This is a genomic window from Candidatus Micrarchaeota archaeon (assembly GCA_028866575.1).
Taxonomy (GTDB): domain Archaea; phylum Micrarchaeota; class Micrarchaeia; order Micrarchaeales; family Micrarchaeaceae; genus UBA12276.
The window spans coordinates 51,757-75,340 of the sequence record JAGWHU010000006.1 but is presented as its reverse complement, the minus strand read 5'-3'; the positions used below and the strand labels follow the sequence as shown (position 1 = coordinate 75,340).

Below are 23,584 nucleotides of genomic sequence, written 5' to 3'. Positions count from 1 at the left end.
TTTGTCGAGAAGAACAAGTTTGGAGATGGTCTTAGGAGTAGACTGCTCCGTATGCAAAGAAAGGAGATGGTTGTAGTCGATATTGTGTACAATATTTACAGGTACATGAATCATTTTATTTTGTTTTGGAAGGATTTCTACACCGCCTGGCAATCAAAACCTTAATATATTGCAAGTATCTAATGTTTACTAGAAAATTGGAAAGAATGGTAGGGAATGATGGCACATGTTGCTTATTCTTGTATGTATGTTGCAGGGGAATCCGCGCCGCGTACAGTAGTTTGATCCTATTTTTCAGGTGAAAAGATTGAAAGAATTCAGAGAGATGAATCTCAAGCAGAACCTGCTTGGGGCGTTGGGGCAAATGGGCTTCAACACGATGACTGAGGTGCAGGAACTGTCAATACCTGTGCTTCTGGACGGAAAGGACCTCATAGTGAGGTCAAAGACGGGAAGCGGCAAGACCGGTGCATTCCTTGTCCCTATATTCCAGAACATGGAGCCTAGGGGCTACCCGCAGGCGCTGGTGGTGCTTCCGACAAGGGAGCTTGCAGTGCAGGTGAGCGCCGTGGCAAGGAAGCTGAGCCAGGGCAGCAACATAAGGATAGCGATAGTCTACGGCGGCGCATCCATAAACGTGCAGATGCAGAGCCTCAGGCACGGTGCCGACATAGTCATAGGCACCCCAGGGAGGCTCATAGACCTGATGGACAGGGGCTCGCTGAAGCTGAACAGGATAAAGTTCCTGGTCTTGGACGAGGCTGACCTTATGCTTGACATGGGCTTCATAGAGGACGTGGAGCTCATAATATCCATGGCACCGAGGGAGCGGCAGACGATACTGATGTCCGCGACTATGCCGAGGGAGATAACGGAGATAGCAAGGCACCACATGCGCCCCGATGCTGTCAAGCTCACAGTGGGCAGCGAGGAGAACCTTACGGTCGAAACGATAACGCATGGCTACTTCATAGCGAGCGGAAGGACAAAATTCGAGGCGTTGATGGCTTACATAGAGAAATTCAACCCGAAGAAGTGCATAATATTCACATCCACGCAGCGCGAGTCCGAGTACGTGCACAGGTTCCTGAGCCTGAACAACCATGACGCCATAGTCATGCACGGCGGTCTCACCCAGTCGATGCGCGAGCGGTCGCTGCGCGCATTCAGGGAGCACGCGCGCTTCCTGATATCTACCAACCTCGCGTCAAGGGGGCTTGACATACCTGACATAACCGATGTCATAAACTTCGACGCTCCGGAGGATCCAAAGGTATACATACACAGGGTCGGAAGGTCGGCAAGGATGGGCAAGGACGGCAGGGCCTTCACGATATTCGGCTACGACCAGGAGTCGCTCATGGAAGCCACAAGGAGCATGGCCAACGTGAAGATGGAGCACCTGAAGCTTGAAACGGTGAAATTTACCGGATTGAGGCTGCCGGAGGCCAGGGGCAGGGGAAGGGAATCGAGGGGAAGACCCTTCCACAGGCAGCAAGGGCCAAGGGGCGGCTTCAGGGGCGGCAGGGACGGCAGGCAGGGCGGCGGCTGGGGCAACAGGGGAGGCTCCGAAAGGAAGCCGTTCAGGGCCAAGAGGCACGAATACGGGAGCAGCGGCTAGTCCTGCCGCTGAAGTACTGGAAAACGCCTAATCTTTGCGAACCATTTATAAACATATCCTAATAATCTTGTATTGTTGCGTGTTGAAAATGGAGGAGCTTGTAAACCTCACATATGCGCGCCGCAAGGTGCCAGAATACATGGGGTACGACAGGCTCGGCGCGCCTACCAACATAGCGATAGACAAAGTACTTACGGATCTCGCAGGGAAGACTGACAACCTATTCATCAGGTTCTACAACTTCAACAAGCCAGCTGTCATATTCCCGTGTTCCGACGGGATGGACATGGTGAGGATAGAGGGCATAAGCAACTACATAGCGGCATCCAGGCGCGATACGGATGGGCTTCTGCTATATGTGGATGACAACATACTCTCCTACAGCATAATAGGCGTCACGGGCAACGCGGCATTCAACAATCCCATGATGATAAAGGACCTCTTCGGCGGCATAATGGCAGAGGCGATAGCCGAGATCGTGAATCCCAAGAAATCGGTGCAGATGGACGACACCGATCTCATAAGGCTTGACGGCAAGCCCATAGGCTGGCACGAGCAGAATGTCAACCTCGACTATACGTTCCTGTACAGGGGCTTCATAGCGATAGACAAGTGGGACGCCGAAAGGATGGGCTCTGTGCTGAGGCTCGAGGAGAAGGACCTGAACTGGATAAAGGACCTCCACGGGATAAAGGAATACGCAAGGGTAAAGGGCGAAAGCCTGGACTACTACAAGAACGGGCTCAGGAAGATGGCACTTGACAGCATATCAAAGAGGTACAAGGGCATGGCGAAGATGGACCTTGTGGAAAGGAACGATATAATAGGAAAGGCCAGGAAGCTTGCGGTCAGCAGGTACTCCGAGGCGAACTGGGTATACAGCAGCGGAATACCCCAGAAGGAATCAAGGTTCTTTTTGTCAGTCAAGGAGTAGATCCTACTTCAAGGCCTTCCTGACCTGCTCCACGAAAGCCTCCTCGGATACTGCGCCCTCAAAGGATATGCTGTCGTTTATAACAACCTTGGGCACGCCCATGACGCCGTATTTTTCGGAGAGTGCTGCGAACTCCATGGCCTCTATCATGCTTGCCTTCACGTTGCCGTTTTCTAGTGCCATCTGGTGCGCCGTCCTGACCGCTTTCGGGCAATACGGGCATGTCGGCGTTACAAACACCTTTATGTCCACCTTTTTGGCTATGCCCCGAAGGGCATTCTTTGATTCCTGTGAGAGTCCGCTCCTTGACCTGGACACGTCCATTATATCATCGACAAGGGACCCGAACTCGTATCCTGTCGGCATTCCGTAGTAATATATGCCGTAGGCCGATGCCCCGTGCAGCAGTATTGCCGGAACGCGCTCTATGCCCAGCACCTCTGCCTCCTTCGGATGGTCGTCTATGTCATACAAGAACATGCCGAGCTTTTCGTTTAAGCTGCAAAGCTCCCTCACCAGGTCCTCTACAACGCCGCAGTACTGGCACCTCCCCTCGCTTTTACTCGTGAAGAGCCATATCTTTACGTTACCCTTTAGCTCCTTAGAGAATGTGTCCCTGAGCTGCTCCTTAAGCTTGTCGTCTATTATGGCCATATTCCGCACCTGCAGTATTTATGCGTCCTTTATCGCCGCCTTCACCTTCGCCATTGTTGCGGCGTCTATGCTCGCCATGTTGTGCGCATCCATCGCGTGCTCCGCTATCTTTTCCATCAATTCCTTCTCGGTTGCAGCCCTTGCCTTGAACCCGCAGGACATTCCTATGTCCTTGCATGCAAATTTCTTTGCCATGAAACCACATGATTTTTATAATAACTCAGCTATTTAAGTAAGGCAGTAACACAGGTGTGACCATGCGCAATCCTGATTCCGTTTCCAAAGTGCTGGACATAATGAGCACGAAGCAGAGGTGGCACATAGTAAGGTGCCTCCTCATGGGTCACAACAAGTTCAACCAGATAAAGAGGGACTGCAACATGAGTTCGACCGCGCTCTCAAGGACTCTGAAGTACCTGGAATACAGGGGGCTCGTTGTAAGGCGCGCCGAGGGCCGCGAAAACTCAACGGAATACGAGCTTACAAAAGTGGGATCCGAATTCTCCAAGGTTCTTAATGAGATGGCGAAGGTAGGCAAACGCGTGTAACGCGTCACCTGCTATCCTGCCTCTTTGCTGCCCTGCCTGTTGCATCGATCTTCGATATGTCAATGAAACCCTTTACCAGGCTTCCTATCCCTATTACGCCCACCACAAGAAGCACCAGTATCGTTGCAACGCCTACGGAATCAAGATTGGGTATAGGGTTGCCGGTGCTTATTGCAAAGCTGTTTATAGCTGGAAATGCGACTACAAGCACTCCTATCAGCGCGAACAGCATGCCCCCGTAGTAAAGCGTCCTACCTCCTGTCTTCCTGCCTATGTAGCTGACATCCTTCTCGCTGAGCTTCTTGATCCTTGCAAGATAGGCAAAAGCAGCCCCGAAAAGTATCTGCATTATCATTGTACCGATGCCGAAGAAGAGCCCCGGGAGCGGCGCATATATCAGGCTGGGAACCTGCGGCGCAAGTATGAACGTCAATATAGTGGCATATGCGCCGAAGCCGAACCCCGCTATAAGCCCGTGCAGGGTTGCAACCTTCAACGATACCTCACGCGGCTCGTCCTCCTCGTGCGGCCTTATCCTTTCCGCCTCTTCAGAGTGGTGGCTCCTGCCCTTCAGCAGCGAATCGAAAGGTATGTGTATGTACTTCCTTTTGTTCAGTATGTACATGCCTGCAACGAGCATAGCTATTCCGACAACTATGTATATTGGCCCGTCAAGGTTGTACTTCTTGTATATTGCTGCAAGTCCAAGGAAGCCGAGCGTTGTCAGGAATGCGCGCTGTATGGTGAAGCCGCTGGAGAACATGAAGCCTGCCTTCATGCCCTTCCTGGAGCTGTAGCTGCTTATCGCATAGCTGAACGTTATAGGCCACGTGTGCTCGTCTGGCGTTGCGCCGTGGAGCAGCCCGAGTATGAAGGATATGAGTATTATCGTTCCGAGCGTCAGCCCCTGCGAGGGATTCAGTATGAATCCTATTCCTAACAACATTACACCGATTGGGTCAATTGCGTATATAATTCAAAGCGCAGCGTTAATAAATGTTAATAAATATTTCTGTATTAGTTATTAACTATGCGGCTTTTGCCGTGAAAAGTTATTAACTTGGTGGTTGTTTGGAGATATTGAGCATATCTATAGACAGGGAATCGCTGATGCGCCTTAATGGCATACAAAGGAAGCTGGGGTTCAGGAGCAGGTCCAAGATGCTGAGGAGCGCGTTGCAGAGCCTTATAAAGGACTACGAGAAGCTGGAATCGCTGCAAGGAAACGTGGAAAGCGTTTTCGTGCTTACATATGCGGATGGCGAAAAGAACTACGTGTCGGACATGCTCCACATGTTCGAGAGGGACATAAGCTCAGCAATGCACCATCATCACGCAAGCACATGCGTCGACATACTGAGCATGCATGCGAGCGCTGACACCACGAGGAAGCTTTTCGGCGCTGCGAAGAGCAGCAGGTCGATAAAGTCAGTCACCTGCACCGTTGTGGATAAACGATGACCGTTGGTAATTTTCCGCCATGCTATTTTTCCCTGTAGAGTCTCCTAAGTATCTCTGTCAGGTTGGATTCGTGCCTGCTGAAGTGGTCCTTAAGGAACCCGAGCTCCCCAATTTTGATATCGCTGAAGATTTCCTTGCGCTCGCTTATCTGGATAAGGTGCTCGTCCATTATGCGCAGGAATTGCGGATCCCTCTTCACCATCTTCCCGAATATCTCCGAGACTGCGGTTATGTTGTATCCCCTGAAGCGCCTGGTGCTCAGGTCATCCACCATTTCCTTTATCAGGCCCTCGCCCAGGGTCGTGTACTTGTAGTTCGCATATACCGGCTTGTACAGCAGTACGGGATTCCTGTCTACTATGTCGTTCAGGATCGGTATATGGCTGGCGATCACCGTGACCAGTGAGCAGGATTCGTAAATGCTCTTGCCATCAAGCAGTTTTTCCGTAATGTCAAGGAATTCCGGATGCCCGTCCAGGATGGCCCTTGCTGCAGCCTCATGGTATGCAGCTTGGTGGCCTATCGTCGTGCTCATACCCCATTTGTGCGGTAAGTCATGCCGCGGCATTTTCAAGGCATACGCCTCGTCAAGACTCAGATTGAAACGTATTGTTTGCGGATATTTTTGCACGAGATTCAGCGCAATGTTGCTGGCAATCGACTCTATCTTCCTCTTCCACGGCGCAGTTAAGGTGCTCTCCCATGTGAGAAGGTGCAGGTTCACCATCCTACCCAGCTGGTTCACAGCTTTCTGCGAACTGTAGTCACCGCGTGTAGCCGCCCCAACAATCGGCCTTATCAGCTCGGCAATATCCGGATCGCGGCGGAGCATAAATGAGATTTTCCTTGCTATTGAAATATAGTCCCTGTCCCTTTCCATGCTCTCGAACAATTCAGAGGTCATTGTGGTGGCCTTCCTTGTTACCACATCATCACAGTAAACCTCTCGTTCGGGAGATATTTATAGCTAAGTTTTCATGCGGCTTTGCACCTAAAAAGCCTTTAAGTACAGGCTTTAGTTCAAAACAATGAACTCTAATTTTTCTCGCTTATCTATGTCCCAGAATACAAACGGGGAGCCGGAGATTTGAACTCCGATCGCCAGCGCCCAAGGCTGGTAGTCTGCCAGGTTAGCGTAGCTCCCCGGATTAGGATTTACGACGGATAAGTATTTAAGGAAAAGTTAATAAATACCTTTCACGAAATAATACTGTTCTGTTCTTTGTAGTGGGATTCATGCTTATCGATTTACCGTGGACTGAAAAATACAGGCCCAAGGCGCTAGACGACATAATAGGCCAGAAGCTGATAGTGGAAAGATTGAAGTCCTTTGTATCGAGGGGGAATTTCCCTAATATGATATTCGCTGGATCTCCTGGCGTAGGTAAGACCGCGTGCGCCATTGCCATGGCCAACGACCTCTACGGGGACAACGTGCATGCAGCGCTCAAGGAGCTCAATGCGTCGGATGCGCGAGGCATAGACGTAATTAGGGGAGAGGTTAAGGAATTCGCAAAGACCATATCAATAGCGAAGGTACCTATAAAGATAATATTCCTTGACGAGTCCGATGCGCTCACCGCTGATGCGCAGCACGCGCTGAGAAGGACGATGGAGGTATTCGCGTCAGAAACCAGGTTCATACTCAGCGCCAATTACGCCAGCAAGATAATAGAGCCCATACAGAGCAGGTGCGTAGTCTTCAGGTTTCGCCCGTTGAGCGAGGAGGACATGCGCAAGTACGTGCAGCGCATAATAGATGCGGAGTCGCTTGACATAGACGACAAGGCCATCGGCGCGCTCATATACGTTGGCGATGGCGACCTGAGAAGGCTGACCAACGTCCTCCAGAGCGCCGCGGCGCAGCACAAGAGGATAAACGAGTCAAGCATATACGACATAGCGGCAAGGGCTAGGCCCAAGGAGATAATGTCCATGCTCAAGTATGCTGTGAGCGCAGATTTCATGAACGCGAGGAACGAGCTGGACAACCTGATGCTCAAGCACGGCATGAGCGCCGAGGACATACTAACGCAGTGCTACAAGGAGGTCCAGAACATAACCGGAATAGACGAGAGGGCAAAGCTCTCGATAATAAAGGACATAGGGGAGTACAACTTCAGGATAGTCGAAGGGGCGAACGAGCGCATACAGCTTGAAGCGATGCTTGCAGGGCTGGCGCTCGCCGCAAAAAACAAGTGAGCCTGTTTACCTGTTGCTCCATCCGTCGCCGCTGAAATACGGCTCTTTGCTGTTTGCCGAGGCCCTCTTCGGGTGAAGGTCCTCAGTCCTTATCAACGAAAGCAGCCTTGCATTCTTTTCTGATAAGCCCTTCCTTCTGCCCCCTAGCGGCTCTAGGTATTCCCTTATCCTTCCGTCGGGTGCGCTTGTCTCATTCCCTGATGTGGTTGTTACCATGTTTATCACTGTTAACTGATTCTCTCTATTGGTTCATATATAAACCTTTAGCTGCCCTCCGTCAATCACCGTACGGCGTTGCGGTGCCGCTATTCGTCATTATTACCGAAACATCGCGTAGGCTTTATTATAGATTTAGAGATACAAGATATCCGGGTGACAAAAATGGGCGACGAAAAAGGAATTTGGGAAGCAAAGGAAAGGGTTGAGGCAAAGGCTGTAAGGAGGAACCCGCTGCTGGACAGGAACGCAATAGTGATGGTAAGCATAAATAATACGAAGCCAAGGTGCAAGGCATATGGTGCGATGACTGTACGCAGATGATGTGGAAACAATGACTATACGAGCAATGCAAGTGAGGTTTTCTTGCATGGAATTTCGCTTGCCCGTTGCTCTTCATGCTACGACAGGCATATATCTGACGTGAATCGAGCACGAGTCTAATACCGAATTCTGTTTTGGGTATCGATGCAAATCGGTACCCAACTGGAATGTTATCACAATTAGCTTATCCTGACCTCCAATTTCCCTGCATAAGAGGATGGCGGGGGCTGAATGTGTATGTCCAGTATGTAGCTGTTCGGGTTGTCTATCTTCAACGGGAGTTTCGGCTGGGAGCTGACGAACTTGAACGGGTGCGCCACCTCTATGCTGCTGATCGTGTCCCCGAAGCTGAATCCCTTGTAAAGCTGTATCTTCTCAGTGAAAATCTGCCCCTTCGGCAGGTTGAGTATCCTTGAGGATGTCTCTATGGGAACCTTTACGCCTTTTGCCTCAAGCACCGTCCCTGAGATCTCTATATGGACCATCTCGGCGCTGTCGGATTCAAAGGCTATGCCCAGCGGGCCGGAATAGCTGTGAGAGGGCGCGGCCAGGACAAGCTTGAACACCACCCTGTCATCCGCCTTTATCTCTATCGGCGGCTTCGGATCAACGGAAATCAGCCTGAATGGATCTGCAACGGTTATCCCCTTGACCTTTATCGGCTCCGCCTTCTGGGACTTGAAAGATGCGGCATCGGTGAGCATGTCCGTGTGCGTCTTGTTCCTGAAAGGGACCTCTATGGAGAAGCTGTCTTCCCTTACGTCCATGCCGGCTATTGAGTGCATGTACCCGTGAAGCCTTATGTTTATTGCGGTTATGGTAATGAGTGGTTTCTTGCCAAGGAAATTGGGCATGCTCAGTTTTATGGTATCACCTGCAGTATGCATTATAGCCAAAGTATACGGATATGATTAATAAATTTCAATTTAATAAGCAATACGGTGCTTAAATGATAAAAGAGGGTTCAAGGGCCCCGGCGTTCGCGCTGAAGGGCGCTGACGGGAAGACATACAGGCTGAGCGACTTCAAGGGCAGGACTGTGGTGCTGTACTTCTATCCGAAGGACGATACCCCTGGATGTACGATAGAGGCAAAGGGCTTCAACGAGTCCCTTGAAGGCTTCAGGAGGAAGAATGCTGAGGTGATAGGGATAAGCAAGGACGGCACGGACTCGCACAGGAAGTTCTGCGACAAGTATTCGCTCAATTTCCTGCTGCTCTCCGATCCCGAAAGCAAGACAATAAAGGAGTACGGTGCATACGGCGACAAGGGCGTATTCGGTATGGGCACTCTCAGGAAAACATACATCATAGGCAGGGACGGCAAGATAATTAGGATATTCGGGAGGGTGAAGCCACTTGGGCATGAGAAGGAAGTGCTTTCAGCGCTTCCGGGCTGATGGTCACATGTATCCGAGCTCCCTGAGCCTTGCCCTTATTATCTCTGCCTCGTAGTCCGCCTTCCTGTTCCCCTTCTCGCTCAGCACCTCCCTCAGTATGAAAGCCACGTAGCTTGACACCGAAGGGAAGCCCGTATTGGAGATGTGCTTCTCCACCTTCGCGAAAAGGCGCGTAGGTATGGATATGCTCGTAAAGGCGGTCTTGTTGGCCCTTTTCACTTTCATAGTATCTGTAATAGCTTGGATGAAAAGGTTTTTATATCTAATTATGTATAATTTTTCTATAATTATGTATAATAAGGTGTTATGGTGCCAAGGGCAAGAGCCAAGACAACGGGGAGCGATCCATTCATTGGGGAGTTCAGCAGGAACCCAGATGAGAGGAACTGGGGCCTTTTCAGGAAGAGGATGCTGAAGGACAGGGCGAAATACTACTATGTGGTGTATCCGAGCAGCCTGAAGGGGAAGATGAGCCTCAGGGAGGCATATGCTGTCATATATGACGGCAGCTACAGGCAGCTTTACAGGATTCCCATAATAAAGGAGACAAGTAAGGGCATTGAGGGCGCAACGATGTACCTCAAGGAGCTTGACGTTAACAGGAAGGCGATATAGATGATGGAGCAAGATCTGGACAAGCTGGAGGAGAAAAGCATATTCATAATAAGGGAGGCGAACTCCAAGTTCAAGAACATGGCGGCGCTGTGGAGCATGGGCAAGGACTCAACGGCCATGCTCGCGCTGGCCAGGAAGGCGTTCCTTGGGAAGATACCATTCCCTGTCATACACATAGACAATTCCATAGATTTTCCGGAATCGTACAGGTTCAGGGAGGAACTGGCGAGGAAGTGGAAGATGAAGCTCATAGTCGCGAGGAGCGAGATAAAGGAGGAGATGTCCGGATTCGCGTGCTGCGGCGCAAACAAGACGACGGCGCTCAAGAAGGTAATGGACGAGCACGGGTTCGACGCGCTCATAGTTTCGATAAGGAGGGACGAGCACGGGATAAGGGCGAAGGAAAGATACTTCTCGCCAAGGGACAAGGAGTTCAAGTGGAACTACAAGAACCAGCCAGCTGAATTGTGGAACAACTACACGTCAAAGCTTGACAAGAAAGGCTCTCACATAAGGATACATCCGCTGCTTGACTGGAACGAGATCGATATCTGGAGCTACATCAAGAAGGAAAAGGTTCCGATGAACCCGCTATACTTCGCTAAGAACGGCTACAGGTACAGGAGCCTCGGGTGCACCCACTGCACCGTGCCGCTGAAGTCGGATGCCGATTCAATAGAGGAGATAATAGCAGAATTGAGGGGCACGAAAACCGAGGAAAGGAGCGGCAGGCAGCAGGACAAGGAAAAGGAATACATCATGGAAAAGCTCAGGGCCCTTGGATACATGTGAGATGATTGCATGGACAAGTACGTCATAACAATGCTTGGCGAAAAGGACCACGGGAAATCCACACTCATAGGAAACCTTCTGATAGCCACGGGCTCGACCACCCAGGCAAGGATAAGCGAGGTCAGGAAAGCGAGCAGGTCGAAGAGGTTCGAACCCGCGCACATACTGGACAGCTTCTCAGAGGAAAGGGAGCAGGAGATGACAATAGACACCACAAGGGCGGAACTGGTCTACAGGAACGCGATACTGGAGCTCATAGACGTGCCGGGGCATCTCGAGCTCATAAAGAACATGATGAGCGGGGCCTCCAACAGCGACATAGCTGTGCTGATGGTATCCGTAAAGGACGATGAGGGATTCAGGCCGCAGACGAAGAGGCACATATTCCTGTCAAGCATGTTCGGCACCAAGGCGCTCATAGTCGCGGTAAACAAGATGGACTACGCGAAATACGACAGGAAGGTATTCGAAAGCGCCAAGGGCGAAATATCCGAATACCTTGGCTCCATAGGTTTCGGCCGACCCGTTGCTTACGTGCCAATATCCGCATACAACAACGAGAACCTCGTGTCGAAATCTGGGAGAATGAAGTGGTACAAGGGGAAGCCTATGCTTGAGCTCATAAGGGAGCTTGCCGCAAGGCATTCCAGAACAGGCAAAAAGGGTAAAGGGCTCAGGGTATTCGTGCAGGACAGCATGGAAATAGACGGCAGGGAATCCGTGTTCGGGATAGTGTACAGCGGCTCCATGAAGTCTGGCGACTCGATAAGGATAGAGCCCTCAGGCAGGACAGGCACGATAAAAAGCATATACGTGAAGGGGAAGAAAGTAAGGTCTGCCCATGCGGGCACAAACGTGGCTATCATGTTCGGCGGCACCACTGGCATAGAGCGCGGCAGCGTCATATACGGCAAGGGCGAGGCCCCGCACAGGAGGGGCTCTTTCGGAGCAAAGATGTTCCTGATAAAAGGGCTTGAAGGCAGGAAGGCCGGCTCCGGCCTTTCGATACGCATAAACAGCCACGAGCTGCAGCTAAAGGGCCTGAAAATAAAGAGGGTGCTCTCGCCCATATCCGGGTCGTATTCTGCACCTTCGCCTTCAAAGGGCGTTGCGGCAAACAGCGTTGTGTATGCTGATGTAAATCTCGGAAAGCCCTATCCTGTAGAAAGGTTCAAGGAGTACGGCGAGCTAGGAAGATTCGCGATATACAGGAACGAGGACTTCATAGGGGTAGGCATAGTAGAATAAAAATATAAAAATGTGCAGGCATCAAACGGGCCTGCATCCCGTTATTTCTTCCTGGAAACAGCAAACAGCACGATAACAATGATTATTATCACTATTATTATGCCCGCTATCTCAAGGCTTGACATCGACAGCCCCCCAAGCGATCCGCCGCCCTGCGACTGCGTAACGGTTGTCGGGGCGGATGTCACGGAATAGGATGTCGTGTGCCCGGATATGGGCGGCGTAGTTATCGGCACTGCTGTGTTCATTACTGTAAGCGTGAAGTTGAATACCCCCGGATACAGTGGGTCTGCGCCTCCGCTCTCTATCTTAAGCACGTACGTGCCCGGAACCACGCTGCTGTTTATGTTGGTGTTTATGTACAACGTGCCGTTGAATGACGGCGATCCGCTGCTCGGATTTATGCCTACGTATATGCCGTTTGCCTGTAGGGCCGCACCATTGGCCACTATTAAGTAAGATGTCCCTGATGTGCCGTTCGTGAGCCTCATCGTGAACGGTATGGCAAGGCTGCTGTTCAGGTATATTGTCGCACTGCTCTGGGATACATCGAATACAGAAAGCCCCGTTATCGTCTGTGCAGGCTGTGCACCAAACTGCAGTACGCCGAACTGCATTATCAGAAATGAAAGCGCCAGGATAATGCCAATTGCCCTAGTGTTGGGTGCTATTTTCAACATATACATACTCCCCCATTGTTCCATTATATAAAGATGAGAGGATTTAAATAGCTTTTCCTGATTATACGAATGCAATCGATGAATACGCAACAACGCTTGAATAGTCCTTTGTTGCGTACCCGGAATTGCTGTACTTGAGCACCGCACCCCTCTTAGAGCCGCTGTGCTTTGCAAAGAGCATCGCAACCGCAATCGGGCCTATCCCGCACGCGCTGTCCCCTGTTTCGCCAGCAAGGCTTATGATGCCTGCGCTGTCAAGGGACTTTGCTGCATCCAGGAGCCTCATGTCCTTCCTTCTTGCAGTTTCAGCGGATTCGTAATGGTTGAAGTCCGAGCTTGCAATCACCAGTATATTCCTGCGAGTGCTCTCCGATGCCTTTATTATCGCATCAGCCAGTATCCTGCTTGCCTTCAGGCCCTGGTCTCCCATGCATATTATTGATACCTTCTTCTCGGGCGCAAGGCACTGCAGGAACGGCAGCTGCACCTCTATAGAGTGCTCCCCGGAATGGGCCTCCTCGTCCACGTCTATGTATTCTGAGCTTCCAGCTATCTCCTTCGAGAGTTTCCTGTCGTTCAGCGATTTCCCCGCAGGGGTTTCCCAGTCTTCCATCGATACGGATATGGGCCTTCCGTTACCCGTATGGTTGGGCCCCACAAACACTATTGAATCAGCATCTTTGAGTTTTCGGTTTTCCATCAGCGCCCTGTAGGTGTATGCTGCCGTGCCGCCGGAGTACATGTATCCGGCATGCGGTGACACGTACGCATTCGCGCCATCGACGTCCTCGCCGATTTCCGCATCTTTCACAGATGACTCCACGAATTTCCGTATCTCCGGCCTGCTTGACGGGTAGAACATCCCCTGGAAGACGCTGCCTCTCATGTTATATATACATTCCGTTCTCTAATTTATTTGTTTCTCCGTGGGTGTGTCTTTGCCGCTGGTGTTGTTCCTTGACATGGATTATTTCTTCGCAGCATGCGAGGAGTCCCGGCACCCCGATCTGAAATCAAAGCCGCTGGTCGTTGGCACTGCAACCATAGCAAGGAAGGAGAAGGGGGTTGTCCAGACGTGCAATTACGAGGCCAGGAAATTCGGGATACGCAGCGGCATGCCGACGATGCAGGCTCTGAGGCTGGATCCGGATCTGGTATATCTTGAATCCGACGAGAATTTCTACGAGCAGGTTTCAGGGAAGGTGATGGAGATGCTGAAAAGTTACGGATTCAAGACGGAGGTCATAAGCATAGACGAGGCTGCGCTAGACATAGGCGACATCAGCTATCCGGACGCGGAAACTCTCGCAAAGTCCATCAAGGATAAGATAAACAAGGATATGCAGCTGCCGTGCACCATAGGCATATGCGCGGGCAAGACATACGCCAAGATCGTGTGCGACAGCGCCAAGCCCAACGGCATAGGCATACTCAAAGAGCAAGAGATCAAGCAGTTCCTGAAGGACAAGGGCATAGGCAGCATCCTCGGCGTGGGCAGGAGCAGCGAGGCCAGGCTCAGGGAAAGGGGCATAACTACAATAGGCCAGCTTTCAAAAGCGGACCCCAACGTGTTGATAGAGATGTTCGGGGCATTCGGCAGGGAGCTTTTCCTGCTTGCGAACGGGATGGACAATAGCAGGGTAAGCGGCAATTACGACGCTGTGCTTTCCATAGGCAGGGAAAGGACGCTGGAGAGCGACACAAGGGACGGGGCCAAGATTGCCAGCATGGCGAGGAAGCTGTCCAATGAGGTCATACTGGAAGTCAAAAAAAAGGGGATGTGGTTCAAAGGGATATCGGTAAAGGCAAGGTATTCCGATTTCACCGAGCGCATAAAGAACAGGAAGATCAGCAACTATGCCGATTCAATAGAGGCGCTGGAGGGCATAGCCCTGCCGCTGCTCGCCGAAATCACGAGCGGCAGGAGCGTGAGGAAGGTAGGCGTAAGGGTCTACATGCTGGAAAAGAGAACGGGCCAAAGGGCCCTTGTGTGATCTATTTTATCTCCTGCTCTATCACGCTGAAGAACTTCATGCCCAGATCTTTGATCATCTTTATGACGGCATAGGTTATGGGCCCGAATATCGGCTTCTTGCCCGGGCCTGTGTTGCCTATCGTTATCGGGTATATTGTAATGCCAGGATCCGGTGCGATGGCCGCGACCGGGCATCCCTTGCCGTTGGGTATCCTGAGCACCTCCCCAGAATATGTCTTTGCGTCAGGAGGTATGTTGTTGTCCGAAACAAGCGTAGCTGTGCATATCCCGAAATATCTTGTCACCCAGCTAAGCTCCTCCCCCGAATCGTTTCCTGGCACTGTGAAGCACCACCAACCGCTGTCGTCCGCCCCTCCCGAATTCCTGTACATGCAATTCTGGCTTATCGTCGTTGTCGCAAAATGGATTGTTGTCGAGCTGATTGCCGTTGTTGCTATTGTAGTGGTAATCGTGGCCTGAGGACCCCTGTCGCCGTCCATTACCAGGTTTGCAAAAACGGTTATGTTCGCAAGCGTCGCATTCGGCTCTACATCCGTTATGCCCCAGTAAGGCGCATTGGTCCCGAACATCGTGTAATCAAACCTCGGGTCTATGGAAGGATCGCTGAAGTTCTGGAAGTTGTTTTCGCACAGTTTTGTGGCCCTGTAGCCCAACGCCTCTACCCACCTTACAAGCGACTCGTTGTACTGGCAATACGGAACGTTGAAATCCGTCACGTTTATACCGTTGCTCCTGAACATGTTTGTTGATACGTTCAGCTCGAGCACCCAATTTGCAGCCTCGTCATTCGGGTTCTCCGATGGATTGACAAGGTTCAGGTGGTTGTACGTGTGGCCGCATATCTCGTCGCCTTGGCCCTGCAGGTACTTGACATCGGAAGTATTCATGAATGCAGGATAGGAATTAGCCATGTATCCTGCAACGATGCAGAATGTCCCTACGAACCCGTGCGATTTCAGCACCGGCTGCACAAAAGTTATGTCCGTTTTCCAGCCGTCGGAGAAGGTGAGAACCACGGTGTTCTGCGGCACCGGGGTTCCGTTCGCCATGTAATCAACCAGCCTTGCCAGCGTTATGGTGTGGTAGTTGTTCCTTTGCAGCCAGTCCATCTGCTTCATGAATACGCTGTAGTTTGTTATGTACTGGCTTGTCTCGGTGCCGTTGGGCGCGAACTGGTGATAATCAAGTATCGTCACCATAGAATCCGCCCTGGAAACGCCTGCCAGCGCTAGCAGCGATAGCATTACGAAAAGCACCTTCATGCTGCGCATTCTATCTCCCTGCAACCGCGGTTGGTACCGGTGGTGCCGCCGCTGCTGAAAGCTCCTTCTTCCTTGAGTCCTTCAGGTCGAACAGGAGTTTTTGCAACTCCTCGGCTGTATCTGGGCTCAATGCGGGGAAGAAGTTGGGGTTCTGCGTTTGCTCGTCAGGCGAGTTGCCGCTGGTCCTTGCGGTCGTCATGGGCACTATTATCAGCGAAGAAAGTCCGAGCAGCCTGTCTATCGTGCTCCTGTTGATCACTACGTCCGTCACGTTTTCCAACGGTATGGAATCCACGCTGTAGCCTATGACGCCCCTCTTCCCTATTACCCTGTGGTTGGTTATCCAATAAAGGAACTTGCCGTACGTCACAAGCGGCTTTATCGACACTATTACGAACATCAGGATGAGTATCCCCGCACCCCCGAGGGCAATGTACGCAGGGAGTACGAGTATGCCGGAAATTGCAATGAGCGCGATCATGAACATGGCCAATGCTATGTACGCGCCAAATGTTCTCGAGAGCATGAAGCCCAGGAACTTGGGCTTCACCTGCCTCAGTATCATCTCCTTCTCCTGCAGCCTGAACGGCAGCTGCCCTACCCATTCTATGTTGCTGCCCTCGGCCTCGCCGAAGCCCTGTGCATCCACACCATCCACCATAATGCTATGCTTTTTTCAAGCTTTTAATTGCTTTCAAAATTTTAGGTTTTCCTGTTTTGGCGCAACTGTTTCGGAGATGCCAAAATGCACATATACCGCAATACCACATAACCTCGGAAACGCTTATATTAACTTATATGCATAGTATAATGGGTGAGTTGTTGGGTGATGCAAATGGCCGAGAACACTTCGGCGGAAAGGGATGCAAGTCGTGACATCTCTGCTATCGAAGCCGCGATAGAAAAGGCAGTGTTGTTCCTTCCGGGGAATTTTCTTCCAAGGCATCTGCACAGCGAGAGATGCTACAATGTCCTGAGGCACATACTGTACAAGGATGAATACACAGTCATAGAGGCGAAGCAGAGCCTGCTCAAGTCCTTTGCACCTATGCGGGTGCTGGCCACGAACCAGCGCGTCATAGTTGTCAAGCCGTCGTTCTGGTCGCTGTGGACAGGCCACAACGTCTTCTCCCCTACAAAATACGAGTCCATACCATACAGCAACATAATAAACATAACGCTTTACACCGGGATGAAATTCTCGTCGCTGTACATACACATGAATACCGGCGCAAGCAACGGCGAGGGCGAGGTGGACGGGCTCAAGACCGATGATGCCAGGGCTATATTCACCTTCCTGGAGAAGATGACGGAGTATCTGAGAGGCGACGTCAAGGAAAGCAAGGAGAGCATAGCAAGCCAGATGAACATCGGGTATGGCAATGTTGATTCCAATTTCGTGGACATGGAAACCTCCAGAAGGCTGATAAAGTACACCGGCTCGAAATTCATATGGCTGGGGAGGGAGCCGCTTGAATACGTTGCTGACAAGCTTGACATAGACGGCAGCGCGATACTGGCCGTCAATCCTAACGACTTTGTCCACATGGACAAGCAGAAATTCTCCAAGCTAAGGGGCAGCATACTGGTGTGCAACAACGGCAATTTTTCAGCCTACATGTCCAGGTTCCTGAAGGACGTGCACGATACGGATACGTACGTGCTTTCCGGCGGCATAGAATACCAGGCCAAGAGGATCTTCGACATAAGCAAGATGGGCATAAAGAGCCCTGCAATTGATTCAGAACTTTCCTAGTCCATGGAGGTAGTTCCTTGCCTCCAGCGCAGCCTTGGTGCCGCTGCCTGAAGCTGTGACGGCCTGCCTGTAGACCCTGTCGGATACGTCACCCGCCACAAATACGCCATCTATGTCTGTCTTTACCTCATCCTTTGTCATTATGTAGCCGTGCTCGTCAAGCTTGAGCGCCCCGTTGAGGAAAGCGGTATTCGGGGAATGTCCTATGGCAACGAACACCCCATCAATCTTCATGTCGGTCGTTTCCCCGCTTGCAGTGTTCTTTATCTTAGCACCGGTAACCTTTTCGTTGCCCGTTATCTCTTCCACCGCGCTGTTCAGCATGATCTTTATCTTAGGGTTTGACTTCGCCTTTTCCTGCATTATCCTGCTTGCCTTGAATGAGTCCCTCCTGTGCACTATCGTAACGCTCCTTGCGAACTTTGTTAGGAACATCGAGTCCTCCATGGCTGTGTCGCCTCCTCCGACAACTATCGCGTCCTTGTTCTTGAAGAAAGGCGCGTCGCAGGTCGCGCAGCTGCTGACACCCTTGCCTATGAACTTCTGCTCCGACTCTATGCCAAGCCACTTCGCAGAAGCCCCTGTTGCTATTATGACGCAGTTCGCCCTGTACTCGCTTTTGTCCACGAACACGCTGAAAGGCCTCTTTGAGAAATCCACACCTGAAACGTTGTCGTCAACAAACCTTGCGCCGAACCTTTCGGCCTGCTTCCTGAACAGGTCCATCAGCTCAGGGCCGAGAATCCCGTCAGGGAACCCCGGATAATTCTCAACCGCGCTGGTGAGCATCAGCTGGCCCCCGCTAAGCGCGCCGCCTATCACCAGGGGCCTGAATTCCTCCCTTGCCGCGTATATCGCTGCAGTGTATCCTGCGGGTCCTCCGCCTATTATAATCAGATCCTCTACTTTTTCCATAAGTAATATTAGGCTGATGTAAATATTTAAATATGACACAGTCGTATAATACTTTTAAGGTATTTTGCTGACGACCGGCAGATGGCGACCAGATGATCCAATCAAATAATACCAGGATATCCCTTGACAGGAGGGAGCACGATTCGGACGTGGATTTCGTATCGCACGCGCACACGGACCACATAGGCGCTGTAAGGGCGTCGAAGGGCATACTCGCGAGCGAGCAGACGCTGCAACTGATAGAGCAGGCGCACAACATCGAGATACGCAACAGGGCAGATGGATCCGCATTCGAGATGGTTGAGGCAGGGCACATGCTTGGCTCAAGGCAGCTCGTTGTAAACGACAGCGCGTCAGGAAGGCGCATAACATACACCGGTGACTTCCAGACCGCAAGGTCGAAGACCGCTCGGCCGATAAAGGTGCTTGACACAGACGTACTCATAATGGATTCAACCTATCCGAGCTCCTTCCCGAGGTTCGATGACAAGCAGGAAGTGGAATCTGCAATACAGGACTGGACGCTCAAGAGGCTCAGGAATGGCATAGTGGTGTTCAGCGCATATGCGATGGGCAAGGCGCAGGAGCTGATAGCGATATTCAACGACATCGGCATAAAGCCATTGGTGAGCAGGAAGGTAAGCAGGGTATCCAGGGTGTATTCCCTTAACGGCATAAGGCTTTCATACTCATCCGCATACGGCGACGATGATTACGACAGCATAGTTAGGGACAACTTCGTCGGCATAACGGACAGCAGGGACCTCGCGTCGATGAGATCCGTCCTGGAATCAGCGCACGGAAGGAAAGTGTACACAGCTGTGGCAACCGGATTCGCCAAGACCTTCAGGTTCAATACCGACGTGCAGTTCCCCCTCAGCGACCATGCGGATTTCAGCCAGAGCGTTGACTACATAGAGGAAACCGGCGCGAAAAGCATACTCACATACGGGACCAATGCAGCCCCATTCGCCGAGAACCTCCGCTCGCAGGGCTATGACGCGATGCCTTTCTGCGACTCCGCGCTCGCCAGGTCCGCAGTGCAATAGGAATAAATATTACCAGGCTCACATTCAAAAAACAACGAATCAAGAGGTCTTGCGATGAATGCAACAAAAGACGGGAAAACGGGAATAGAAACCATAATAGGCGCCTGCATGGACAGGAGGCTCGGAAAGGCGCTTGACAAAGAGGCAGGTAAATACGAGCCGGGAAGCGTCATGTTCGTCAGGAATGCTGGGGGCAACGTCAACGGCCTTGAGGAAACCCTTGACATAATCCTCAAGGAGAACGAGGGGATAAAGAGGATACTCTTCTTCGAGCACAACGAATGCGGCGCATGCAACGTCGTATACCAGGCCTCCAACAAGTCCATAGAGGTCAGCGAGATGGTGAACAACGTGCTCGTGAGCCAGTTCATCAAGGAGAAGAAATCATTCGCCAGCCCCGTGGACGTCGAATCACTTAACGTTGAGCTGCAGGGAAACGCGCTGCAGAAGTTCAGGGACTCTGGCATAGAGACCAGCGTGAGGACTATGGACGTCAAGGAGCTCGGGGTTCCGGAATCCCACGAGGAGTACGTATTGGCCATAGGCAAGCCCTATACCGGGAAATACGGGGAGCTGGCGGACAAGCTGCACATAGACCCGTGGTCCATGTACTGCCTCAACGCCTTCAGCATAATAGACATAATGCCTGACATAGAGATAGCCGCAATAAACCTCGGCATAAGGAAGCTGAAGATAGTAGCTTCAGACAAGCACGAGCGCAGGTGGGCTGAAAACCAGAAAGACGTGCTCAAGATGATGCCATTCATGAGGAATGTCGAGACGGACATATGCAATCTTTACTGAGAAGTCAGTCCTGCCTTGGGCTGCCCTTCTTGCTGCCGTTCAGGGCCTTTATCGAGTTTTCAAGCAGCCACTGGCTCAGCCTGTCGTAATCCAGTATCTTCACCCTTGCTGTTATTATGATGCCTATTGAGTCAGGGGTGCTCATGAGCGATAATTTGGCCTCAAGCGCCATCAGCTTGTCGTACTCCTGCTCGTTTTCCTTCTTCAGCCTTGATACCAGCCTTTTCCTGAAGGACTCGATGTCTATGTCCCTGCTTGAGTCAAGCCTTATCCTTACCATTTTCTCGTCCATCCTGCTGTGGTTCTGGACATAGCCCTGGTTTAGAGCTGCATTTGGTATGTATATGAGTGACATGTCGTCCCTGAGCAACCTCGTGTATACAATGCCGATCCTTTTCACAGTTCCTGTTATCGATGTCATAAGCACGTCATGCGGGTACGTGGGCGGCTGGCTCCCGGTATACATGGGTATGAAGGTTATCTTGTCCCCTACGGCGAATGGCCTGGCGTATATTATGGAAATGCCTGCGAAGACGTTCCCGAGGCTTGTCTGCGCCGCAAGGCCTATTATTATGCCTAGGAACCCCGCGCCGACCAGCAAGCTGCCTATTGATATGTTGAGCGTGTGGAGCAGCACAAGGACCAGTATCGGGTATGCGATGAGCCTGAACACCTGCGTGGTGTCGCGGACATCGCGCTCGTTCCTTATGGACCTGCCGTAGAAGTCCAGTATGGCGGATCCCATGAATATGAGCGAAAGCCCGAGCGCAACCTGGAGGGCCAGCGCAGCGGCCTCTGGTATTGACGCGAACGGCTGCATGTTCGGATACGCCCTTGCCATGACGTAGACGATTATCGAAAGTATAACCAGCAGCGGCTCTATTATCGAGCCTGCGTTCAGCCTCTTGTCCGGCATGTTGGTCGCACCTTCTTTACTTTAAAACAGAACATTATTTAAATGTGGATTATTTGCGGAACAGACTCACTCTGAATTGTTGTACCCCATTCCGGATACGCCACCCTCCAGGAACCCGGATACATCTGCATTGTTCCTTATGAGCTCCCTTGACTTCGAGAGGCGCTGGTACTCCCACTGGGGCTTGAAGATCTTGCCGATGTCCTTTATCCCGAAGCCAACCTTGTTGCCCCTGCACAGGCCTATTATGTCCTCGACGAATATCTCGTACGGGTTGGGTCCGGAAAGCCTGCTTGACATGATGACCTTCTCGGATCCGTCGCGCATTCCGGCTATCTCGAGGGTGCCCCTCTCCGATGATGCAGATTCAACGCCCGCACCGACATAGCACAGCCTGGCGTACAAGCCGTTCTCGAATGTCACCTTTATCGACTTGCAGTCATGCAATCCGTCAACGCCCTTGGCAACGTTTACTTCTGCAAGCGCGCCCTTGGAATAGCTCCTTCCTCTCGTTTCCACTATTGCCCTAACCCCCGTGGGGTTCCTGCCATCGTAGGAGAGGTTTGTTGCATAGAGCGACAGCTCTTTTATGTGCCCGAACGTGGACCCTGTCGAATCGTAGAGCACCTCGAACGGGTGCACCCAGTCCATGAATATGCCGCCGTTCTCAGGCGCGAACAGCCATGTCCTCCTTGAGTCCTCCTCGCTTGCCTTCTCGAAGAAGGTTGCCTTGACCTCCCTTATCCTGCCGTACCTGCCTACAAGCCCGGGCAGCAGGTCCTTAAGCATCAGCGACGGCTGCTTGTGCACGTAGTGGAGATGGAGGTATACCCTGCCTTCGCTGTTGCTCTTCCTTATGAACGAGGCTATCCTGCCGAATTCCCTCCTATTGGTTGCAAGGCTCTTTTCCGTGATCGTATATTTCCCGTGCTCGAGCGAATCCTGTATCTGCTGCGCATGAAACCTGTTCGGGTCGGATATGTGAACCACGTCTATTCCGTTGAAGAACCCATCCGGTATTTTCCCCTTATCCGCTATGTAGTAGTTGTCCCTGGTTATGCCGAATGACTGCAGGACCTCCGCCTTCTGATCGAACGGCTTCGTGCCCACAGCCTTCATCAGCGAAAGGCCCCCGACCTTCTGTATGCCTATGTTGAGCCTGTTGAACCAGTGCCCTAATCCGACTACGCCTAATCCATAATCCATCAGATCACTATATTCCATACTATTCCATACCAATGAGGAAAACAGGGCGAATTCACGTGCATGCCTTGCCAACCTAGTATTATGGCAACGGGATTAATATCCTTTGCCATTGGAATGCAGGCCTGCGTACCTCCTTACCAGGAATTCGTTTTCCCCTGTTTTCTTGATACGTGAATTTACAGCATCAGCTATTTGATTATTGTCAAGTTTTTTGGAGCAGATAAGTATAAGATTCGTTGACGTGAGCGACGGCCTTATGCTGTACACCTTGAAGCGCTCCTGCATGATTTTCATGTAGCTCTTTACCCTGCCGTCCATCGTATCGACGTTTATGCCGAGTATGCCATCATCTGCGAGCGCGTCACCGGCAATCTCGGCAAACCTGCGCTCAAGGAACTGCTGCGGTATCCTTGGACCTTCGAAAGCGTCGAGTATTATCAGATCGTACTCGCGCCTTTTTCCCGAGAGGTATTCGACTCCGTCGCCTATTGCCGTCTTTATGCTTTCGCCCTTCAGGAAATGCCTTTTGGCCAGCTCCATTATGGAGCCGTTCACGTCGACAACCTCTATGGACGCATCGCTACCCAGGAGCCTTGCCATCTGCAGCGGTATCGTTCCCCCGCCCATGCCTATGACGAGTATCCTCGGCCTATTGTGCAGGTACGCAAGTGGTATGAAGTAATCGAAATAGGAGTGCGTGTAAATTGATTTCTTGTTGAGTATGGAGTACGTGGTAGAATAGCCGCACTTCATTATTATGCTTCCCCTGTCCTCAAGCACGAATATGTTTCCCCTTCTTTCCAGTATCTTCCACCCGCTTGCAAGATATGCGAGCCTTATGAAGCCGTTCTCGATTGAGGAAATGGGATTCATGATTGCCAACCGCATTCCGATGGTGCAGTATGGGCCTGAGGAGAATCGAACTCCTGATCTTTACCTTGTGAAGGTAACGTCTTACCATTCGACCACAGGCCCGATGCAGTAGT

At 51.5% G+C, this 23,584-nt stretch carries 29 protein-coding genes and 2 tRNA genes; 14 read left to right on the top strand and 17 right to left on the bottom strand.

Features of this window, described 5'->3' with window-relative positions:
• The first annotated feature begins 307 nt into the window (after positions 1-307).
• Complete coding sequence (locus KGI06_04470; protein MDE1871462.1) at positions 308-1,621, top strand: DEAD/DEAH box helicase; 1,314 nt, start codon at positions 308-310, stop codon at positions 1,619-1,621.
• 88 nt (positions 1,622-1,709) lie between these two features.
• Positions 1,710-2,555, top strand: a complete 846-nt coding sequence (locus KGI06_04465) for a hypothetical protein (protein MDE1871461.1) — start codon at positions 1,710-1,712, stop codon at positions 2,553-2,555.
• Between the two features lie 3 nt (positions 2,556-2,558).
• On the opposite strand, the gene KGI06_04460 is transcribed toward KGI06_04465, so the two are convergent.
• Both KGI06_04460 and KGI06_04455 read right to left on the bottom strand, forming a co-directional pair.
• Positions 2,559-3,209 carry a thioredoxin family protein gene (locus KGI06_04460; GenBank protein ID MDE1871460.1) on the bottom strand — a complete coding sequence of 217 codons (651 nt, stop codon included), beginning with the start codon at positions 3,207-3,209 and terminating at the stop codon, positions 2,559-2,561.
• Between the two features lie 18 nt (positions 3,210-3,227).
• Positions 3,228-3,404, bottom strand: a complete 177-nt coding sequence (locus tag KGI06_04455; protein ID MDE1871459.1) for a DUF1059 domain-containing protein — start codon at positions 3,402-3,404, stop codon at positions 3,228-3,230.
• Between the two features lie 62 nt (positions 3,405-3,466).
• Between KGI06_04455 and KGI06_04450 the strand changes: the two genes are divergently transcribed.
• Positions 3,467-3,757, top strand: coding sequence for a helix-turn-helix transcriptional regulator (locus KGI06_04450; GenBank protein MDE1871458.1), 291 nt, complete (start codon positions 3,467-3,469; stop codon positions 3,755-3,757).
• A gap of 4 nt (positions 3,758-3,761) precedes the next feature.
• Here KGI06_04450 and KGI06_04445 read toward each other — a convergent pair whose 3' ends face one another.
• Positions 3,762-4,700 carry a hypothetical protein gene (locus KGI06_04445; GenBank protein MDE1871457.1) on the bottom strand — a complete coding sequence of 313 codons (939 nt, stop codon included), beginning with the start codon at positions 4,698-4,700 and terminating at the stop codon, positions 3,762-3,764.
• Between the two features lie 128 nt (positions 4,701-4,828).
• Here KGI06_04445 and KGI06_04440 point away from each other — a divergent pair, with 128 nt between their 5' ends.
• Positions 4,829-5,218: a ribbon-helix-helix protein, CopG family gene (locus KGI06_04440; protein ID MDE1871456.1), complete on the top strand. Its 390-nt coding sequence runs from the start codon at positions 4,829-4,831 to the stop codon at positions 5,216-5,218.
• A 22-nt stretch (positions 5,219-5,240) separates the two neighbouring features.
• Here KGI06_04440 and KGI06_04435 read toward each other — a convergent pair whose 3' ends face one another.
• Both KGI06_04435 and KGI06_04430 read right to left on the bottom strand, forming a co-directional pair.
• Positions 5,241-6,146 (bottom strand): hypothetical protein, encoded by a 906-nt coding sequence (locus tag KGI06_04435; GenBank protein ID MDE1871455.1) that lies wholly within the window; start codon positions 6,144-6,146, stop codon positions 5,241-5,243.
• A gap of 144 nt (positions 6,147-6,290) precedes the next feature.
• Positions 6,291-6,363: transfer RNA gene (locus tag KGI06_04430), tRNA-Pro, on the bottom strand.
• Between the two features lie 91 nt (positions 6,364-6,454).
• Between KGI06_04430 and KGI06_04425 the strand changes: the two genes are divergently transcribed.
• On the top strand, positions 6,455-7,420 hold the full coding sequence (locus KGI06_04425) for a replication factor C small subunit (GenBank protein ID MDE1871454.1): 966 nt from the start codon (positions 6,455-6,457) through the stop codon (positions 7,418-7,420).
• Between the two features lie 6 nt (positions 7,421-7,426).
• On the opposite strand, the gene KGI06_04420 is transcribed toward KGI06_04425, so the two are convergent.
• Positions 7,427-7,636, bottom strand: coding sequence for a hypothetical protein (locus tag KGI06_04420; protein MDE1871453.1), 210 nt, complete (start codon positions 7,634-7,636; stop codon positions 7,427-7,429).
• Positions 7,637-7,801: 165 nt separating this feature from the next.
• Here KGI06_04420 and KGI06_04415 point away from each other — a divergent pair, with 165 nt between their 5' ends.
• Positions 7,802-7,960 (top strand): hypothetical protein, encoded by a 159-nt coding sequence (locus tag KGI06_04415; GenBank protein MDE1871452.1) that lies wholly within the window; start codon positions 7,802-7,804, stop codon positions 7,958-7,960.
• 179 nt (positions 7,961-8,139) lie between these two features.
• Here the strand turns inward: KGI06_04415 and KGI06_04410 are convergent, their stop codons facing one another.
• The gene (locus KGI06_04410) at positions 8,140-8,847 is read right to left on the bottom strand and encodes a hypothetical protein (protein MDE1871451.1); all 708 of its coding nucleotides are present in this window, start codon (positions 8,845-8,847) and stop codon (positions 8,140-8,142) included.
• Between the two features lie 62 nt (positions 8,848-8,909).
• Between KGI06_04410 and KGI06_04405 the strand changes: the two genes are divergently transcribed.
• Positions 8,910-9,359, top strand: coding sequence for a peroxiredoxin (locus tag KGI06_04405; protein MDE1871450.1), 450 nt, complete (start codon positions 8,910-8,912; stop codon positions 9,357-9,359).
• 3 nt (positions 9,360-9,362) lie between these two features.
• On the opposite strand, the gene KGI06_04400 is transcribed toward KGI06_04405, so the two are convergent.
• Entirely contained in the window at positions 9,363-9,584 is a 222-nt protein-coding gene (locus KGI06_04400) for a CopG family transcriptional regulator (protein MDE1871449.1), read from the bottom strand.
• A gap of 84 nt (positions 9,585-9,668) precedes the next feature.
• Between KGI06_04400 and KGI06_04395 the strand changes: the two genes are divergently transcribed.
• From KGI06_04395 to KGI06_04385, 3 genes are read left to right on the top strand one after another with little or no spacing between them, the layout of a single operon-like run.
• Positions 9,669-9,974: a hypothetical protein gene (locus tag KGI06_04395; GenBank protein MDE1871448.1), complete on the top strand. Its 306-nt coding sequence runs from the start codon at positions 9,669-9,671 to the stop codon at positions 9,972-9,974.
• 3 nt (positions 9,975-9,977) lie between these two features.
• A complete protein-coding gene (cysD, locus tag KGI06_04390) occupies positions 9,978-10,766 on the top strand; it encodes a sulfate adenylyltransferase subunit CysD (protein ID MDE1871447.1) in 789 nt (262 codons plus the stop codon).
• A gap of 9 nt (positions 10,767-10,775) precedes the next feature.
• The gene (locus tag KGI06_04385; protein ID MDE1871446.1) at positions 10,776-12,014 is read left to right on the top strand and encodes a hypothetical protein; all 1,239 of its coding nucleotides are present in this window, start codon (positions 10,776-10,778) and stop codon (positions 12,012-12,014) included.
• A gap of 41 nt (positions 12,015-12,055) precedes the next feature.
• On the opposite strand, the gene KGI06_04380 is transcribed toward KGI06_04385, so the two are convergent.
• Together KGI06_04380 and amrB are read right to left on the bottom strand one after the other, a co-directional pair.
• Complete coding sequence (locus tag KGI06_04380; GenBank protein ID MDE1871445.1) at positions 12,056-12,694, bottom strand: hypothetical protein; 639 nt, start codon at positions 12,692-12,694, stop codon at positions 12,056-12,058.
• Between the two features lie 61 nt (positions 12,695-12,755).
• Complete coding sequence (amrB, locus tag KGI06_04375; protein MDE1871444.1) at positions 12,756-13,580, bottom strand: AmmeMemoRadiSam system protein B; 825 nt, start codon at positions 13,578-13,580, stop codon at positions 12,756-12,758.
• A 52-nt stretch (positions 13,581-13,632) separates the two neighbouring features.
• Between amrB and dinB the strand changes: the two genes are divergently transcribed.
• Positions 13,633-14,688 carry a DNA polymerase IV gene (gene dinB, locus KGI06_04370; protein MDE1871443.1) on the top strand — a complete coding sequence of 352 codons (1,056 nt, stop codon included), beginning with the start codon at positions 13,633-13,635 and terminating at the stop codon, positions 14,686-14,688.
• A gap of 1 nt (position 14,689) precedes the next feature.
• Here dinB and KGI06_04365 read toward each other — a convergent pair whose 3' ends face one another.
• Together KGI06_04365 and KGI06_04360 are read right to left on the bottom strand one after the other, a co-directional pair.
• The gene (locus KGI06_04365) at positions 14,690-15,961 is read right to left on the bottom strand and encodes a polysaccharide deacetylase family protein (protein MDE1871442.1); all 1,272 of its coding nucleotides are present in this window, start codon (positions 15,959-15,961) and stop codon (positions 14,690-14,692) included.
• Between the two features lies 1 nt (position 15,962).
• Positions 15,963-16,601, bottom strand: coding sequence for a PH domain-containing protein (locus KGI06_04360; protein ID MDE1871441.1), 639 nt, complete (start codon positions 16,599-16,601; stop codon positions 15,963-15,965).
• A gap of 186 nt (positions 16,602-16,787) precedes the next feature.
• Here KGI06_04360 and KGI06_04355 point away from each other — a divergent pair, with 186 nt between their 5' ends.
• On the top strand, positions 16,788-17,708 hold the full coding sequence (locus KGI06_04355; protein ID MDE1871440.1) for a hypothetical protein: 921 nt from the start codon (positions 16,788-16,790) through the stop codon (positions 17,706-17,708).
• Here KGI06_04355 and trxB read toward each other — a convergent pair.
• The gene (trxB, locus tag KGI06_04350; protein MDE1871439.1) at positions 17,694-18,623 is read right to left on the bottom strand and encodes a thioredoxin-disulfide reductase; all 930 of its coding nucleotides are present in this window, start codon (positions 18,621-18,623) and stop codon (positions 17,694-17,696) included. The genes KGI06_04355 and trxB overlap by 15 nt on opposite strands.
• A gap of 92 nt (positions 18,624-18,715) precedes the next feature.
• Between trxB and KGI06_04345 the strand changes: the two genes are divergently transcribed.
• Positions 18,716-19,672, top strand: a complete 957-nt coding sequence (locus tag KGI06_04345; GenBank protein MDE1871438.1) for a hypothetical protein — start codon at positions 18,716-18,718, stop codon at positions 19,670-19,672.
• 54 nt (positions 19,673-19,726) lie between these two features.
• Entirely contained in the window at positions 19,727-20,476 is a 750-nt protein-coding gene (locus KGI06_04340; GenBank protein MDE1871437.1) for a hypothetical protein, read from the top strand.
• Positions 20,477-20,480: 4 nt separating this feature from the next.
• Here KGI06_04340 and KGI06_04335 read toward each other — a convergent pair whose 3' ends face one another.
• The 4 genes from KGI06_04335 to KGI06_04320 form a co-directional block, all read right to left on the bottom strand.
• Positions 20,481-21,392, bottom strand: a complete 912-nt coding sequence (locus tag KGI06_04335) for a mechanosensitive ion channel (GenBank protein MDE1871436.1) — start codon at positions 21,390-21,392, stop codon at positions 20,481-20,483.
• Between the two features lie 66 nt (positions 21,393-21,458).
• Positions 21,459-22,598 carry a hypothetical protein gene (locus KGI06_04330; protein ID MDE1871435.1) on the bottom strand — a complete coding sequence of 380 codons (1,140 nt, stop codon included), beginning with the start codon at positions 22,596-22,598 and terminating at the stop codon, positions 21,459-21,461.
• 93 nt (positions 22,599-22,691) lie between these two features.
• Complete coding sequence (locus tag KGI06_04325) at positions 22,692-23,471, bottom strand: fused MFS/spermidine synthase (GenBank protein MDE1871434.1); 780 nt, start codon at positions 23,469-23,471, stop codon at positions 22,692-22,694.
• Positions 23,472-23,501: 30 nt separating this feature from the next.
• Positions 23,502-23,573 (bottom strand) — tRNA-Val (locus tag KGI06_04320).
• Positions 23,574-23,584 lie beyond the last annotated feature (11 nt).